16 protein-coding genes and 1 pseudogene are annotated in these 16,030 nt (G+C 72.3%); 12 read left to right on the forward strand and 5 right to left on the reverse strand.

The features are described 5' to 3' along the window. Positions 1 to 629, forward strand: a 629-nt coding sequence (locus tag DKL51_RS19850) for a PucR family transcriptional regulator (protein WP_260428588.1), incomplete at its 5' end; no start/stop codon positions are given. Between the two features lie 15 nt (positions 630 to 644). Here DKL51_RS19850 and DKL51_RS19855 read toward each other — a convergent pair. Together DKL51_RS19855 and DKL51_RS19860 are read right to left on the reverse strand one after the other, a co-directional pair. Beyond that, positions 645 to 1,439 carry a maleylpyruvate isomerase family mycothiol-dependent enzyme gene (locus DKL51_RS19855; protein ID WP_109964653.1) on the reverse strand — a complete coding sequence of 265 codons (795 nt, stop codon included), beginning with the start codon at positions 1,437 to 1,439 and terminating at the stop codon, positions 645 to 647. Between the two features lie 102 nt (positions 1,440 to 1,541). Next, positions 1,542 to 2,891 carry a MurL-like N-terminal domain-containing gene (locus DKL51_RS19860; RefSeq protein WP_124812369.1) on the reverse strand — a complete coding sequence of 450 codons (1,350 nt, stop codon included), beginning with the start codon at positions 2,889 to 2,891 and terminating at the stop codon, positions 1,542 to 1,544. Between the two features lie 88 nt (positions 2,892 to 2,979). Between DKL51_RS19860 and murD the strand changes: the two genes are divergently transcribed. After that, on the forward strand, positions 2,980 to 4,326 hold the full coding sequence (gene murD, locus DKL51_RS19865) for a UDP-N-acetylmuramoyl-L-alanine--D-glutamate ligase (protein WP_109946824.1): 1,347 nt from the start codon (positions 2,980 to 2,982) through the stop codon (positions 4,324 to 4,326). An 81-nt stretch (positions 4,327 to 4,407) separates the two neighbouring features. Further along, entirely contained in the window at positions 4,408 to 4,773 is a 366-nt protein-coding gene (locus DKL51_RS19870; protein ID WP_109946825.1) for a hypothetical protein, read from the forward strand. Positions 4,774 to 4,789: 16 nt separating this feature from the next. On the opposite strand, the gene DKL51_RS19875 is transcribed toward DKL51_RS19870, so the two are convergent. Continuing rightward, complete coding sequence (locus DKL51_RS19875; RefSeq protein WP_243422621.1) at positions 4,790 to 5,770, reverse strand: hypothetical protein; 981 nt, start codon at positions 5,768 to 5,770, stop codon at positions 4,790 to 4,792. A gap of 297 nt (positions 5,771 to 6,067) precedes the next feature. Here DKL51_RS19875 and DKL51_RS19880 point away from each other — a divergent pair, with 297 nt between their 5' ends. Together DKL51_RS19880 and DKL51_RS19885 are read left to right on the forward strand one after the other, a co-directional pair. Continuing rightward, complete coding sequence (locus DKL51_RS19880; protein ID WP_109946827.1) at positions 6,068 to 7,369, forward strand: aspartate aminotransferase family protein; 1,302 nt, start codon at positions 6,068 to 6,070, stop codon at positions 7,367 to 7,369. 56 nt (positions 7,370 to 7,425) lie between these two features. Beyond that, complete coding sequence (locus tag DKL51_RS19885; protein WP_109946828.1) at positions 7,426 to 8,913, forward strand: CoA-acylating methylmalonate-semialdehyde dehydrogenase; 1,488 nt, start codon at positions 7,426 to 7,428, stop codon at positions 8,911 to 8,913. Here the strand turns inward: DKL51_RS19885 and DKL51_RS19890 are convergent. Next, positions 8,885 to 10,255 (reverse strand): acyltransferase family protein, encoded by a 1,371-nt coding sequence (locus DKL51_RS19890; protein WP_109946829.1) that lies wholly within the window; start codon positions 10,253 to 10,255, stop codon positions 8,885 to 8,887. The genes DKL51_RS19885 and DKL51_RS19890 overlap by 29 nt on opposite strands. A gap of 202 nt (positions 10,256 to 10,457) precedes the next feature. On the opposite strand from DKL51_RS19890, the gene ngcE reads away from it, so the two are divergent. The 7 genes from ngcE (at position 10,458) to DKL51_RS19925 (ending at position 15,590) form a co-directional block, all read left to right on the forward strand. Then, the gene (gene ngcE / locus DKL51_RS19895; RefSeq protein ID WP_109946830.1) at positions 10,458 to 11,876 is read left to right on the forward strand and encodes an N-acetylglucosamine/diacetylchitobiose ABC transporter substrate-binding protein; all 1,419 of its coding nucleotides are present in this window, start codon (positions 10,458 to 10,460) and stop codon (positions 11,874 to 11,876) included. A gap of 64 nt (positions 11,877 to 11,940) precedes the next feature. Then, a complete protein-coding gene (locus DKL51_RS19900; protein ID WP_109946831.1) occupies positions 11,941 to 12,849 on the forward strand; it encodes a carbohydrate ABC transporter permease in 909 nt (302 codons plus the stop codon). After that, the gene (locus tag DKL51_RS19905) at positions 12,846 to 13,748 is read left to right on the forward strand and encodes a carbohydrate ABC transporter permease (protein WP_109946832.1); all 903 of its coding nucleotides are present in this window, start codon (positions 12,846 to 12,848) and stop codon (positions 13,746 to 13,748) included. The genes DKL51_RS19900 and DKL51_RS19905 overlap by 4 nt, the downstream gene beginning before the upstream one ends. 90 nt (positions 13,749 to 13,838) lie before the next feature. Then, positions 13,839 to 14,393, forward strand: a complete 555-nt coding sequence (locus DKL51_RS35805; protein ID WP_207786227.1) for a hypothetical protein — start codon at positions 13,839 to 13,841, stop codon at positions 14,391 to 14,393. An 88-nt stretch (positions 14,394 to 14,481) separates the two neighbouring features. Beyond that, positions 14,482 to 14,856, forward strand: coding sequence for a VOC family protein (locus DKL51_RS19915; RefSeq protein ID WP_109946834.1), 375 nt, complete (start codon positions 14,482 to 14,484; stop codon positions 14,854 to 14,856). Continuing rightward, on the forward strand, positions 14,849 to 15,163 hold the full coding sequence (locus DKL51_RS19920; protein ID WP_109946835.1) for an ArsR/SmtB family transcription factor: 315 nt from the start codon (positions 14,849 to 14,851) through the stop codon (positions 15,161 to 15,163). Before DKL51_RS19915 ends, DKL51_RS19920 begins: the two co-directional genes overlap by 8 nt. Then, the gene (locus tag DKL51_RS19925; RefSeq protein WP_109946836.1) at positions 15,156 to 15,590 is read left to right on the forward strand and encodes an SRPBCC family protein; all 435 of its coding nucleotides are present in this window, start codon (positions 15,156 to 15,158) and stop codon (positions 15,588 to 15,590) included. The genes DKL51_RS19920 and DKL51_RS19925 overlap by 8 nt, the downstream gene beginning before the upstream one ends. 323 nt (positions 15,591 to 15,913) lie before the next feature. Here DKL51_RS19925 and DKL51_RS36480 read toward each other — a convergent pair. After that, positions 15,914 to 16,030, reverse strand: a pseudogene (locus DKL51_RS36480) (ATPase); the annotation flags it as partial.

Genomic DNA, 16,030 nt, shown 5'->3' on the forward strand with positions numbered 1-16,030 from the left:
CCGGCATCGGCCGGCACACCGAGACCTCACTCCGCGGGGCTGCACCGGGTGCCCTGCGGTCGGCCGACGATCCGTTCCGGTCGACCCCCTCGGGCGCCGCCCGGTCCGCCGACGGTTCGACCCGGGTGGCCGCCCCCGGGGCCGGTTCGCTGCGGCCGGTCTCCGGCACCGGCAGTCCGGCGGCGGTGATCGTGGCCGCCGGTTCCGGGGTGGGCAGCCTGCGGGAGGCCGGACGTTCGCTGGTGGAGGCGCGGCAGATCGCCGAGGCGGCCCGCCGGGACCGGCGGGACCTGCCGATCTTCCGGCTCCCGCACGTCGGGCTCGCCGGCCTGCTGCACCTGCTGCGCGACGAGCCCCGGTTGCAGACCTTCGTCGAGCGGGAACTCGGGGCGCTGCTGGCGTACGACGCCCAGCACCCCCGGGAGCAGCTGCTCGGCACCCTGCGGGCGTACCTGGAACAGGGCCGGAACAAGTCGGCGGCGGCCGCCGCGGCGCACCTGTCCCGGCCGGCGTTCTACGAGCGGCTGGCCCGGATCGGCCGGATCCTCGACGTCGACCTGGACTCGGTCGAGGCCTGCCTTTCCCTGCACGTCGCCCTGCTCGCCCTGGACGCGGTCCGCGACACCTGAGTCCCGGGCAGTGGGTCAGAAGGGGAGCCGGGTCCGGCGGAGCCGGGCCAGGAGGGCCCGTTCACCGGAGATGAGTTCCAGGTCCACGTTGTCGTCGCGGCCCGCCAGGGCGCGCAGGTAACCGACCGCGTCACCGCGGACCACGGCCACGGGGTCGCCCGAGCCGATCAGCCACGCACCACCGGCGGGGCCGGTGAGTTCCAGCGCGACCGGTGGCGCCGTCCACTGGACCGCGAGGTCCCGCATGACCTGGGCGACGATGTGCCGGTCGTGCTCGGCGATGATGAAGAGCTTGCCGGTGGCCCGGGCCAGGTCCACCCGGTGCATCCACAGGTCGCGGTTGAGGATGACGTCGAGCAGGTAGGCGACGCGGACCCGGGGCACCCCCGGCATCCCCAGACTCATCGGGGCGCGACGCACCAACGCGGGCTGGCGCCAACGGGCGTGTACCGCCCGCGGCCACAGCACCGCGAACCGCTCGACCAGCTCGGGGCCCTGATCCGACCGGTGCTCGTCGACGCCGACGGCCATGTGGGCGTCCACGGGGATCCGGCCCCGGCGGTGGAGGCGGCCGACGAGTTCCCGCCGCAGCAGCGTGCGCAGCCGCAGCGCGTCCTCGGCCTGCGCCACGAGGTGCGAGACCAGCGTTCGGACGTCCCATTCGGTGGCGTCCGTCCGCCGTTGCCAGTCGTCGCCCCGAAGCTGCCGGAGCAGCGCCAGGGTCGCCCGGCCCTCCGCCTCGCCCACCGCCGCCGCCTGGTCGCGGTCAGCCTGCCGCTGCTCGGCGGCCATCACGAGAGTCTGCGTCATCGGGGTCACCGCACCTTCCGGACGCCGGGCGGACGGACGCCTCCAGTGTCGTCGAGGTCGACCAGGTGACGGGGCGGTTCGCCGGCTTCGGCCGATCCCGGGTCAGGCGAGCGCGGTGAGGGCCTTGGCGTACGCGGCTGGGACGAAGTTCGGGCCGCCGGGGGTGAAGACGTCCGAGGTCGCCGCCGCCGACCAGGCGGTGTCGGGGACGGCCTCCACCAGGGCGCGGACCACCGGGGCGTCCCGCCACTGCGCCTGCTCGGCGAGGAGGCTCAACGCCACCACCGACTCCTCGACCTCGCCCACGCACTCGAACGGCTTGTGCCCGTCCACGCCCAGCAGCTCCCGGTAGCCGGGGATCTGCGATTCGTCGGCCAGCATGTCGCCGCCGAAGATGTGGGTGATCCGCTCACGGGGCATGAACGGCGCCATGGCGAGGTAGACGAACCGGCACTTCGGGCAGTCGCGGCACCAGCGCTCGCTCGCGTCGCGCAGCTTGAACGCAGCGTTGCAGCTGGTCACCACGTCGTCGTACCGGTCGATCTCGGCGAAGAGCCGGGCGATGTGCAGCTCGGACAGCGACCGCAGCAGCGAGAAGTACGGCTCGGTGAGCCCGGCGTGCTCGGCCAGCGCCGCCCGCAGCAGCCCCTCCGCCTCGACGCCCTTGGACCACTGGTGGTTGATCTCGTGGCCCTTCCACACCAGGTTCGGGTCGGAGGCGGAGCGCTCGTTGGACATCACCACCGGCCCGAGCCCGTGCAGTACGGCGGTGGCGACCGCGATCAGCGAGTTGATCGCGGTGACCGGGATGTGCCCGTTGAGCGCGCCGGCCGCGTTGAGGTCGAACAGCACCGGGTCGATCCGGCGGCGGGCGGCCAGCGGGGTGAGGTCGGCGGCCTGGTTGACCGAGACGATGACGTGGTTCGGGTTGACCGAGAACGGCACCGGGTCGAAACCGGCGCGGCGCAGCGCCTCCAGGCTGACGATCGAGTCCTTGCCACCGCCGACGGCGGAGAGCGGACGACGGTCGGAGTTGTCGTACGTCCGGGGTGGGGCGACCTCGCCCGCCGGCACCTCGGGACGCAGGTCCAGCACGTGCGGCAGCCGGTTGCGGTAGGCGTACTCGGCGAGGCCCTTGGTGTAGACGGCGGTGACCAACTCGACGGCGTCCGCGCCCAGCGGGGCCGGCAGCACCAGCCGGTGCGGCGCGGCGGCCTTGTAGTAGCTGACGCCGGCGACCACGTGCAGCAGTTCGAGCACCCGTTCGAGGGTGGCCACGGTCTCGTCCGACGGCGGCTCGGCCGGCAGCGGGAGCGAGATCACCTCGGTGAACCGCTGCTCGCCGTCCGGGCCGGTCAGCGCGTAGTCGAACAACGCCTCGCCGGTGGAGAGGTCGATGGAGTAGGACGGGAAGGTGAAGGCGTCCATCCGCCGGAGCTGCTCGTTGGGCACACGCCATACTAGGCCCTGGTTCGTCCGCCGTGCCCGACTGCGCCGGACCTGACCACCGCCGCACCGGCCGAGCTGGAGGAGATCACCTGTGCGCCTGTCTGACCTGCGCGGACGTACCGTCGCCGTCTGGGGGGCCGGCCGGGAGGGCCGGGCGGCGGTGACCGCGATCGCCGCGCACGGCCCGGCGGGCCTGGTCACCGTCGTCGACAGCGCCAACTTCCTCACCGTGCCGTGGGAGGGCCCGTTGGCCGAGGCGGCGCCCCTGATCACCGGGGAGGAGGGCCTGGCCCGGCTGCTCGCCGCCGACGTGGTGGTCCGCTCGCCGGGCGTGCCGAACACCCACCCGTGGATGGTCGAGCTGCGCCGCCGCGACGTGCCCGTCACCCAGGGCACCGCGCTCTGGATGGCCGACCACGCCGACCGGACCGTCGGCGTCACCGGCAGCAAGGGCAAGAGCACCACCTCCAGCCTGATCAGCCACCTGCTGACCGCGATGGACCGGCCCAACGTCTTCGGCGGCAACATCGGGGTGCCGCTGCTCGACCTGCCCGAGGCCGAGCTGTACGTGCTGGAGCTCTCCAGCTACCAGTGCAGCGACCTGACCGACTCGCCCCGGGTGGCCGTGGTCACCGCGCTCTTCCCCGAGCACCTGGACGCGCACGGCGGCGAGCGGGCGTACTACCAGGACAAGCTGAACCTCCTCGCCTACGGCCCGCAGACCGTGGTGGTCAACGGCGCCGACCCGCGGCTCGCGCTGGAGCTCGGCGACCGCGCGGCAGTACGGGCCGGCTCGTCGGACACCACGCACGTCGCCAACGGACCGGACGGCACGCCGTGGTTCCACCTCCGCGACCAGCCGCTCTTCCCGCGCGCCGTGCTGCCGCTGGTGGGCCGGCACAACGAGGGCAACCTCTGCGTGGCGCTGGCGGTGCTCGACGCGCTGGGCGTCGACGTGGTGGGCCGCAAGGACAGCCTGGCGGTGGCGGTCGCCGAGTTCAAGGGCCTGGCGCACCGGCTCACCGAGATCGCCGACCCGTCCGGCCTCACCTTCGTCGACGACACCCTCGCGACCAGCCCGTACGCCGCGATGCACGCCATCGACGCGTACGAGGGACGGCCGCTGACGGTGATCGTCGGCGGCACCGATCGGGGCCTGGACTACACCCCGCTGCGGGACCACCTGGCCGAGCGGGAGCTCACCGTGATCGGCATCCCGGACAGCGGGCCGCGGATCGTCGAAGCGCTCGCCGGCCTGCCCGGGGTCCGTACCGAGATGGCCGAGGACCTGGTCGCCGCCGTCGGGCTGTCCCGGAAGCTGACTCCGGCCGGCGGGGTGGTGCTGCTCTCGCCGGCCGCCCCCAGCTACGGCCGGTTCCGCAACTTCGAGCACCGCTCCGAGGTCTTCGCCCAGGCGGTCGCCGACACCGCCCGCTGAGCACTGCCCGCCCCCGGGGCCCGCGCCGGCCGGACCGATCGGCCCTGGGCGGCGACCGGCCGCCGAACTAGGCTTCTGATCATGGCGGTGCTGGTGGACGTGGACCCGGAACGCCTGGTCGTCCGGCTCACCGGGGCGGACCGGCTCTGGGCACTCGCGGCCGGCGTGCAGGTGCCGACCGCCGCCGTCACCGGCGTACGGCCGGTGACCCGCGCCGAGGCGTACGCCCGGGGTTCCGGGTGGCGGCTGCCCGGCACGTTCTGGCCCGGGCTGATCATGGCCGGCAGCTACGTCTCCCGGTCCACCGGGCGGTCGTTCTGGTGCGTGCACCGGGCCGAGGAGGTGCTGCTGGTCGAGCTGGAGGGACAGCCGTACGACCGGCTGGTGCTGGAGGTGGACGACCCGACCGAGGTGTCCCGGGCGATCGCCCGCGCCCGCTTCCGCTGATCCGTCGCCGCCGAGGTCAGCCGGGCGGCAGCGCGGCGTGCAGGGCACGCATCGAGCGGATCGCAGAGCGGATCTCCTGCAGGTAGCGGCCCGGGGTGAGGGTCGGCTCGGGCACCCGGGCGAGCGCCGGCAGCGCCGGGTCCACGCCGACCGTGTCGATCCCGCAGCCGTATGGGACGGCCAGGGTGCGCAGCGCGTCGCAGTGCTGGAACGGCACGTAGATGGGCGCGGTCACCATCAGCACCGGATCCCCGGCGCAGAGCCGCACGTGCTCGGCCCAGAACCGCTGGGTGTCGGCGGTGTGCGCCCGGCGTCGGTCCGGTTCGCTGGACGGGGCTGCGAGTACCCGTACCGGGGGCAGCCCGGCCGGCCGGTAGGTCCGCGACGACCAGGAGTGGTGCGGGTGTCCGGCGTCGTGACCGTCCTCTTCGTCCGGTGCCGGCAGCCCGAGGGTCAGCCGCACCGCCGCGTCCAGCACGTCCACCTCGGTGTCGCCGCAGGCCACGCCGGCCTCGGCCAGCATCCGGCGTTCCGGCTCGGACAGCGGGCGGAAACTGCCGAGCACGGCCACCTCCCCGGTCACGGACGGGCCGGTGCGCAGCAGGTGGACGGCGTAGCCGACCCGGCGCAGGCAGGCGTGCGCCAGCCCGCCCAGCACCAGCAGGTGCGCGTACCGGGGCAGGGCCGGCGGGGTGGCCCGGACCAGGCCGAGCGCGGCGGCCGAGTCGAGCACCAGCCGCGCGGTGCCGGGGTCGAAGGCCGGCTCCCGGGCGTCGGGGCGCTCCCGGCCGGCGCGGAAGTCCCAGTGCCGGGCCGAGAAGGCGTCCAGCTCGGCGAGCACGGCGGCGAGGTCGCCGGCTGGCCATCGCCCACCGAAGCGGTCGACCAGGGCGCGCAGCGGGGCCGAGCCGATCCACCGTCCGATCTCGTCGGTGCGGACGGCGCCCGGGACGCCGGGGCGGCCGGTGGGCAGCGACACGACAGGCTCGGGCGGCACGTCAAGATCCTAACCACGGCAGGCGGTCGGGCCGGGCGCGTTGCCGCCGCGGGTCGGCGCCCCGGACGAGCGGTCCGAGCGGCGGAGGCAGTGGTGCCGGCGGAATCCGCCAGTGCCACCGGCGGTCCGCCACGGTTACCGTTGGCTCATCGCCGCAACCGCTGCGGAAAGCGTCGCACCGCGTCGTTGACGCTGTGTCAGGCGGCGGGGGTGGTCGGGCTACACGGTGACCCTTGTCCCGGTCGCTGCGTGGTGAAAGCGTGCGGTGACCGCCAACCGCCGCTGAAGGGTACGACGATGACCACCGACGATCTGCTGGCCCGGCACCGGGCCGTGCTTCCGTCCTGGATGCCGCTCTACTACTCCGAGCCGATCGAGCTGGTCTCCGGCTCGGGCCGCCGGGTCACCGACGCTCAGGGACGCAGCTACCTGGACTTCTTCGGCGGCGTGCTGACCAACATGATCGGCTACGACATCCCGGAGATCCGGGAGGCGGTCGAGCGGCAGCTCGCGACCGGCATCGTGCACAGCTCGACCCTCTACCTGATCCGCCAGCAGGTGGAGCTGGCGGAGAAGATCGCCCGGGTCTCCGGCATCCCGGACGCCCGCGTCTTCTTCACCAACTCCGGCACCGAGGCGAACGAGGCCGCGCTGCTGGTTGCCACCAACTACCGCCGCTCGCACCAGATCCTCGCCGTGCGCAACAGCTACCACGGCCGGTCGTACGCGGCGATGGGCGTCACCGGCAACCGGAGCTGGTCGGCCAGCGCGCTCAACCCGCTCCAGGTGGCCTGGCTGCACTCCGGCGAGCGGGTCCGCGGCCTGCTCTCCCGGCTCAGTGCCGAGGACCAGGTCGACGCGGCGGTGGAGGACCTGCGCGAGGTGCTCGCCACCCAGACGGCCGGCGATGTGGCCTGCCTGATCGCGGAGCCGATCCAGGGCGTCGGCGGCTTCGTGCACGCCCCGGACGGCCTCTTCGCCGCCTGGAAGAAGGTGCTCGACGAGTCCGGCATCCTGTTCATCTCCGACGAGGTGCAGACCGGCTGGGGGCGTACCGGCGAACACTTCTGGGGCTACCAGGCGCACGGCGTCACCCCGGACCTGCTCACCTTCGCCAAGGGCATCGGCAACGGCTTCGCCCTCGCCGGCGTGGTCGGCCGGGCTGACGTGCTGGAGTCGGTGCCGGCGATCAGCTTCTCCACCTTCGGCGGCAACCCGGTCTCCACCGCCGCCGGCAACGCGGTCCTCGACTACCTGCTCGACCACGACCTGCAGGCCAACGCGGCCCGGGTCGGCGCGATCCTCTCCGACGGTCTGCGTGCCGCGGTCGGGGACCTGCCCTGCGTGGCGGAGATCCGCGGCAAGGGGCTGATGCTCGGCGTCGAGTTCGTCCGCCCGGGCACCACCGAGCCCGACCCGGCGATGACCACGCGGGTGTTCGAGGCGTGCCGGGCCGGCGGCCTGCTCGCCGGCAAGGGCGGCCTCTACGGCAACGTGCTGCGGATGGGCCCACCGCTTACCCTGACCGAGGACGAGGCCCGGGAGGGGCTGGCCATCCTGGTCGACGCGATCCGGTCCTCGGCGGAGGTGGCGGTGTGAGCGCGAGGAGTGAGCCGGTTCTGCGAGCCCCGCAGTCGCGAACGGAAGGTGACACAGTGACCATCGGGCACTTCGTCGACGGCAAGCGGGTGTGCGGCAGCTCGGAGCGGCGGGCCGACGTGTTCAACCCGGCCACCGGCCGCCGTACCGGGGAGGTGGAGCTGGCCTCGGCCGCGGACGTCGCGGGTGCGGTGGAGGCCGCGGAGCGGGCCGCGCGGGCCTGGCGGGACGCCTCCCTGTCCAAGCGGACGGCCGTGCTCTTCGCCTTCCGCGAGCTGGTCAACGCCCGGCGGGAGCGGCTCGCCGAGGTGATCACCGCCGAGCACGGCAAGGTGCTCGCCGACGCCGCCGGCGAGGTGCAGCGCGGCCTGGAGGTGATCGAGTACGCCTGCGGCATCCCGTCCGCGCTGCGCGGCGGGTTCAGCGAGAACGTCTCCACCGAGGTCGACTCGTACAGCCTGCGGCAGCCGCTGGGCGTGGTGGCGGTGATCTCGCCGTTCAACTTCCCGGTGATGGTGCCGCTCTGGTTCGTGCCGGTCGCCATCGCCTGCGGCAACGCGGTGGTGCTCAAGCCGTCGGAGAAGGACCCGAGCGCGGCGCTGCTGCTCGCCGAGTGGTTCGCCGAGGCGGGCCTGCCGGACGGTGTGCTCAACGTGGTCAACGGCGACAAGGAGGCGGTCGACGCCCTGCTCGACCACCCCGGCGTGAAGGCGGTCTCGTTCGTCGGTTCCACCCCGGTCGCCCGGTACGTGCACCAGCGCGGCTCGATGGCCGGCAAGCGGGTGCAGGCCCTCGGCGGCGCGAAGAACCACATGGTGGTGCTCCCGGACGCCGACCTGGACCTGGCCGCCGACGCGGCGGTGAACGCGGGCTTCGGCTCGGCGGGGGAGCGCTGCATGGCGATCTCCGTGCTGGTCGCGGTCGAGCCGGTCGCCGACGCCCTGGTCGGGAAGATCGCCGAGCGGATGGCCCGGCTGCGCACCGGCGACGGCCGGCGCGGCTGCGACATGGGTCCGCTGGTCACGGCGGCGCACGCGGCGAAGGTCCGCTCGTACGTGGAGTCGGGGATCGCGGCCGGCGCGGTGCCGGTGGTGGACGGCCGGGACGTCACGCCGGACGGCGAGGCGGACGGCTTCTGGCTCGGGCCGACCCTGTTCGACCACGTCACCGCGCAGATGTCGATCTACACCGACGAGATCTTCGGCCCGGTGCTCAGCGTCGTCCGGGTCGGCTCGTACGACGAGGCGGTGGAGCTGGTCAACGCCAACGAGTACGGCAACGGCACGGCGATCTTCACCAACGACGGCGGCGCCGCCCGGCGCTACCAGCACGAGGTGGAGGTCGGCATGATCGGGGTCAACGTGCCGATCCCGGTGCCGATGGCGTACTACTCGTTCGGCGGCTGGAAGGCGTCGCTCTTCGGCGACCTGCACGCGCACGGCGCCGACGGGGTCGCCTTCTTCACCCGGGGCAAGGTGGTCACCAGCCGGTGGCTGGACCCGCGGCACGGCGGGGTCAACCTCGGCTTCCCCACCCAGACCTGAGCAGCCGGAGCACCCCCGCCCCGGCCAGGTACGCCACCAGCGCCGGGGCGGGCAGCCCCAGCGGCTCCGGTGCGGCCTTGCGGGTCAGGCTGTTGAGCAGCAGCCCGACGACCAGGCCCGCGTAGCCGGCCACCGCCAGCGCGGTGGCCAGCGGGGTGTGGCCGCTGGGTTTCCGCTCGCGTCCGTCCGCCCCGGTCCGCCCGGGGCGGCGGGTGCGCGCCTCGATCGGGCCGAAGACGGCGACCAGCGCGGCGAGCATCACGGCGAGCGCGAGCAGCCAGGGCACCCGCCACGCCCACCAGGCGCCGGAGCCGACGCGTGGGGTGGGCAGCACGCCGAGGGCGTCGAGCAGGCCGGTCAGCAGCACGGCGGCGGTCAGGTGCCAGAGGAAGACGGTCAGCACCACCGCGTTCACCGCGATCACCGCCTGCCACGGACGGGGGCGGTGCAGCCAGCGTTCCGCCGGGCCGCGCAGCAGCAGGATCAGCCCGAGCTGCGCGGTGGCGACGGAGAGCAGCGCCAGACTGGGCGGGGCGGCGTTGTCCAGTCGCTCGCCGGGCACGTTGAGCATCGCCACCGGGTACGGCCCGACCAGGGTGAGCAGCACCAGCGCCGTCAGCCCGACCGCCACCAGCACCGCGCCGGCGCGCCGGGACAGCGGCAGTCGGCGCCGGGCCGGCGTATCGGGGGAGCGGGTGTCGTACCAGGCGAAGCCGAGCTGGTGCACGGCCAGCCAGCCGAACAGGTAGTTGCCGGTCGCCAGGCCGGCCGGCCCGAATATCCGCCCCAGGTCGCCGAGCGCGACCAGTCCGACCAGCACCAGCGGTACGACCAGCCCGAAGCGGCGGTGCAGCGCGTACATCGGCGGGGTCAGCGGGACCACCACCAGGTAGGCGACGAGGAACCAGAGCGGGATGGTGGCGAACCAGACCACGGTGCGGATCTCGGTGGGATCGGCCCCGCGGAATCGGGCGACCGCCGCGCCGACCGCCAGCACCACCAGCAGCGCGGTGGTGGGTCGGACCAGCCGGGCGCTGCGGTCGATCAGCCAGCCGGTGGCGTCACCGCCGCGCGACCGGCGGGCGGCCAGCGAGGCGGCGTTGGCGTACCCGCCGACCAGGAAGAAGACCGGCATCACCTGGGCCACCCAGGTCAGCGGCCAGGCCCACGGCAGGTCACCCAGGGCGGAGTGCCCCGTCGGCCGGCCGGCCCGGTCGTACCCGATGACGGTGATGCCCCAGTGACCGAGAACGACCATGGTGATGGCCAGCCCCCGGAGCAGGTCGACGTAGCGCTCCCGCGCGGCCGGTGTGCGCTCGGCGAGCTGTCGCAGGCGGCGCATGGACCCAGGCTATGCCAGCCGGCGCTGGCCGGTGGTGATAACGGTTCGGTTGTCGGGTCTTGTGGTCCGCGCCGCGCTGCCGTAGAAATTCTTCAACGGCATTATGCCAATTGAAGACAAGCAACACACCCCCGTGCCTCGACGCCGCGGCCGCCTTCCCCCATCCCCGGCGGGCCGCCCGTACCCGAACCGAGGAGATGTGATGAACAGGCGTGACATCCTGCGGCGCACCGCCGCCGCCGGCCTGCTGGCCACTCCCGCCGCCGGTCTGCTCGCCGGCTGCGCCACCTCCGGTGGCGGCGACGACAAGGGCGACGCCGGCACCTACAAGGGCACCAAGAGCGAGCAGAACCCGCTCGGGGTCAAGGAGGACGCCCCGCTCGAGGTGGTGATTTTCAACGGCGGCTTCGGCGAGGAGTACGCCAAGGCCCACGAGGCGATGTACAAGGAGAAGTACCCCAAGGCGGAGATCAAGCACTCCGCCACCCAGGAGATCAACAAGACCCTCCAGCCGCGCTTCGTCGACGGCACCCCGCCGGACGTGGTGAACAACTCCGGCGCCGGCCAGATCGACCCCAACGGCCTGGTCTCTCAGAACGCCCTCGCCGACCTGGGCGAACTGCTCGCCGCGCCCAGCCTCGACCAGCCCGGCAAGTCGGTGAAGGACACCCTGCTGCCCGGCGCCGTCGATGTCGGCTCGTACGACGGCAAGTTCCTGGTGATGAACTACACCTACACCGTCTACGGCATCTGGTACTCGACCAAGCTCTTCGCCGAGCGCAACTGGCAGTACGCGAAGACCTGGGACGAGCACATCGCGCTGTGCAAGCAGATCAAGGCCGCCGGCATCGCCCCCTGGACGTACGCCGGTCAGCACCCGCGCTACATGAGCTGGCCGCTGATCTCCACCGCGATCAAGTTCGGCGGCCCCTCGGTGGCGACAGCGATCGACAACCTGGAGCCGAACGCCTGGAAGTCCGACGCGATGAAGGCCGCCGCGGACGCGTGGTACCAGATCGTCAAGGACAAGTACATCCTGGACGGCTCGCCGGGCCTGGACCACAAGCAGTCGCAGACCGCGTGGTGCCAGGGCAAGGCGGCCTTCATCTCCTGCGGCTCGTGGCTGGAGAGCGAGCAGAAGGACGTCACCCCGGCCGGCTTCAACATGACCGTCGCGCCGACCCCGAGCCTGGGCAGCGGCGACAAGCTGCCGTTCGAGGCGATCCGCGGCACCGCCGGTGAGCCGTTCATCGTGCCGGCCAAGGCGAAGAACGTCGCCGGCGGCCTGGAGTACCTCCGGGTGATGCTCTCCAAGAAGGGCGCCCAGGACTTCACCAAGAAGGTCGCCAGCCTGACCGTGGTCGCCGGCACCACCGAGGGCGTCGAGCTGCCGTTCGGCCTGTCCACGGTGGTCAAGGCGCTGGAGGCGTCCGGGTCCAACGGCTTCAACTGGGTCTACAACAACTACTACCGCAAGCTGGAGCGCAACCTGGTCGACGCCGCCTGCGGCGAGTTCTTCAGCGGCCGGTCGACGCCCGCGGAGTTCCTCGACCAGTGCCAGAAGGGCGCCGACTCGATCGCCCAGGACAGCTCGATCAAGAAGTACAAGCGGGCCGCGTGAGACTCCGCCGGTGGGAGCGGGCTCACGTCCCGCTCCCACCGGCCGAACCAGGGAGGGTCGCCAGGTGCGACATGGCAGATACCCGCTGATCGTCAGCTTCCTGCTGCCGCCGCTGGTGCTGTACGGCGTCTTCGTGCTTTCGCCGTACCTCCAGGCTTTTCAGATCTCGACCACCGACTGGCTGGGCTATTCCGCGCAGGCCGACCCGGTCGGCATGGCGAACTTCCGCACGCTGCTGCACGACGGGTACGTCTGGAACGCGTTGAAGAACAACGCCATCCTGCTCGCCCTGGTGCCGGTGCTCACCATCGCGCTCGGCCTCTTCTTCGCCACCATGCTCACCATGGGCGGCCGCAAGGGCCGCGCCGGGGTGAGCGGCGTGCGCGGCACCTCGATCTACCGGTTGGTCTACTTCTTCCCGCAGGTGCTCTCGGTGGTGATCATCGCCCTGCTGTGGAAGGAGATCTACCACCCCAACAGCGGCCTGCTCAACGGCACCCTGCGCGCGCTCGGCCTGCCCGCCCCGACCTGGCTGGGCGATCCACGGTTCGCCTTCTGGTGCGTGCTCGCGGTGATGGTGTGGAGCAACGTCGGCTTCTACGTGGTGCTCTTCGGCGCGGCCATGCAGGCCATCCCGCGCGACATCTACGAGGCGGTGATGCTCGACGGGGCCTCCCGGGCGGTGATGCTGCGGAAGATCACCATCCCGCTGCTCTGGGACACCGTCCAGGTCGCCTGGATCTATTTGGCCATCGCCGCGCTGGACGGCTTCATCCTGGTCCAGCTCATGACCAACGGCGGCCCGAACTTCTCCTCCGACGTGATCGGCATGCGGATGTACGACACCGCCTTCGGCAGCGAGACCAAGTTCGGGTACGCCTCGGCGATCGGCGTGGTGATGTTCTTCCTGACCCTCTCGGTGGCGGTGCTGGCGCTGCGCGCCGCCCGGCGTGATCGGATCGAGTACTCGTGACCACAGTGGACGACACGGCGCCGGCCACGGTGGCCGCCCCGAGCCGGTCCAAGGACCGGCCGCTGCGGCGGGAGTTGGGCGTCGCCAACGCCTTCTCCCACAGCTTCCTGGTGCTCTGGGCGGCGATGACCCTGCTGCCGCTGGCGTGGATGTTCCTCAGCTCGCTGAAGAGCAACAGCGAGATCCTCGCCGACCCGTGGGGGCTGCCCGGCGCGCTGCGCTTCGACAACTGGACGCGGGCCTGGACGAAGGCGCACATCGGCCAGTACTTCCTGAACAGCGCGGTCGTGGTCGCCGGCTCGCTGACCCTGACCATGCTGCTCGGCGCCGCGGCCGCGTACGTCTTCGCCCGGTACGAGTTCCGCGGCCGGCAGGTGGTCTACTACCTGTTCGTCGGCGGGATGATGTTCCCGGTCTTCCTCGCCCTGGTGCCGCTCTTCTTCGTGGTGCGCAACGCCGGGCTCTTCGGCACCTGGACCGGCCTGATCCTGGTGTACGCGGCGTACTCGCTGCCGTTCACGGTGTTCTTCCTGACCGCGTTCTTCCGAACCCTGCCGACCTCGGTGGCGGAGGCCGCACTGATCGACGGCTGTGGTCATTTCCGGCTCTTCTTCCGGGTGATGCTGCCGATGGCGCGACCGGGACTGATCAGTGTCGGGATCTTCAATTTCCTCAGCCACTGGAACCAGTTCCTGCTGCCGCAGGTGCTGATGCAGGGCGACGAGTCGAAATGGGTGCTCGCCCAGGGGTTGAACGCGCTCGCGGTCAATCAGGGCTACGCCGGCGACTACGCCCAACTCTTCGCCGGCCTGGCCATCGCCGTGCTGCCGGTGCTGGTGGTGTACGTGGCGTTCCAGCGGCAGATCCAGGCCGGGCTCACCGCCGGCCAGCTCAAATGAGATGTCGCCGGCCACCCGGAACGGGGCAGCGGAGCCGACCGGCGCTCCTCTATGGTGGTCCGGCACATTCACCGAATTGACGGGGATCACATGTTCGAACTTGTCTACGAAATCCTGCTGATGTTCGGCGGCATCGCGATGATCGTCACCGGTCTCGCGATCCGCGAGCAGGGCACCGGCTCCCGGGTCCTGAACGTCGTCGTCGGCCTGGGCTTTTTCTGCTACGGCTTCTACCTGATGTTCCTCGCTCCCGTGGGCACCCGGTACACGGTCTTCTTCTGGGCCTTCATCCTGCCGGTCCTGCTGATCGTCCGGGCGGTGAAGGCGCGCAAGGAGGCCCGGGAGGAGGCCGCCGCACACCAGTTCGCCGCACCGGCCCAGCCGGCCCCGCAGGGCCACGGCTACCCGGCCGGCCACGGCCAGGCCGCCCAGGGTTGGCCCCAGGGCCAGTACGGCCAGCCGGCCCCCGAGGGCCAGTACGGCCAGCCGGCGTCCGAGGGCCAGTACGGCCAGCCGGCCCCGCAGGGCCAGTACGGCCAGGCCCCGCAGGGCCAGCCGGGTTACCCGGCGCAGGGCGGCTACCCGGCCCCGCAGCAGGGCCAGTACGGCCAGCCGCAGGGCCAGCCGGGCTACCCGACCTCCTGACCGCGGATCTCGGAGCGGGCCGGTCGACGTCGTCGGCCGGCCCCCTCTCGATTTGACCGGTAGGAAATCTCCTACCTATTGTGGCGACATGACAGTGACCCATGTGCAGCTCGTCTCCGTACCCGTCAGCGACCAGGACCGGGCCCGCGACTTCTACGTCGACACCCTCGGCTTCGACCTGATCTGGGACAACCCGATGGGCCCGGGCGGCCGGTGGGTGCAGGTGGCCCCGAAGGGCTCGGCGACCGCCCTGACCCTGGTCACCTGGTTCCCGACCATGCCGCCGGGCTCGCTCAAGGGTCTCGTGCTGGAGACCGACGACCTCGACGGCGACGTCGCCACGCTGCGCGAGCGCGGGGTGGTCTTCGCCGACGGCGGCATCCAGGTCGCGCCCTGGGGGCGGTACGTCACCTTCGACGACCCGGACGGCAACGGCCTCGTGCTGCAGGCCACCCGTGTCTGACGTCTTCGCCGCGCTGGCCAACCCGACTCGGCGGGAGCTGCTGCGGCTGCTGCGGGAGACGGGAGAGCAGCCGGTGCAGCGGCTGGCGGACCACTTCGACATGCGCCGGCCCAGCCTCTCGGAGCACCTGAAGGTGCTCAAGGACGCCGGCCTGGTGGTGGAGCAGCCGGTCGGCCGGCAACGGCTGTACTCGCTGTGCCCCGAGCCGCTGCGCGAGGTGGCCGACTGGCTCAGCCCGTACGAGCGGTTCTGGCGGGCCCGCCTCGCCGATCTGCGTGACGTGCTGGACGAGCTGCCCGATGAGTGACCCGACGACCATCGCGGTGGACCAGTTCCTGGCCCACCCGCCGGCCAAGGTGTGGCGGGCGCTGACCGATTCCGATCTGCTCGCGCGCTGGCTCATGCCGAACGACTTCGCGCCGGTGCCGGGGCACCGGTTCACCTTCCGTACCGCCGCGCGGCCCGGGCAGGGGTTCGACGGTGTCGTCCACTGCGAGGTGCTGGAGCTGGACCCGCCGCGCCGGCTGAGCTGGGCCTGGCGCGGCGGGCCGCTGGACACCGTGGTGACCTGGACCCTCGCCCCGGAGGGGCGGGGCACCCGGCTCCTCCTGGAACACAGCGGCTTCGATCCGGACGACCCGGTGCAGCGACGGACGTTCACCCTGCTCGACGGCGGCTGGCGCTCGCACGTCTGGCGCCGCCTCGAGGCACTCCTCGACGACAGCCAGCGGTAGCGGTTCGTCAGGCGAGCGTCCCCACCACCGGCACCGCCCTCTGCCGGGCCATGGCCTGCCACAGTGCTGTGGAGTTGCCCCGCCGGCGCGACCGCCGAGCGCCGGCGGCGCAAACTGCGTGTTCCGTGCGATGAGGGCGCTGCTTTGACCAAGGGCCGGTCGTAGCGTGCGCCCGATCAGCGCCGTGCGCTACGGATGGGGCAGCTCCAAAGGCGCGGACCGGTAGGCGCCTGTCCGCAGGCGTACTGGAAACGGGCTGGCCCTGTCGCGGTCTTCGGACGCGGTGATGGTGGGTGCGACAGACGAGGTCGCGGAGGCCCCCGTCACCCGACGACCGGCACCAGGAGGGCGTGCAGCGCCACCGGGTCGGTCACCTCGGGGAGGTCGCGGGCGGCGAGCCAGGCCGCCGCCGCCGCGCCGTCGCCGGCCGTGCGCAGCGG

The sequence above is a fragment of the Micromonospora globispora genome (assembly GCF_003857015.1).
Taxonomy (GTDB): Bacteria; Actinomycetota; Actinomycetes; order Mycobacteriales; family Micromonosporaceae; genus Micromonospora; species Micromonospora globispora.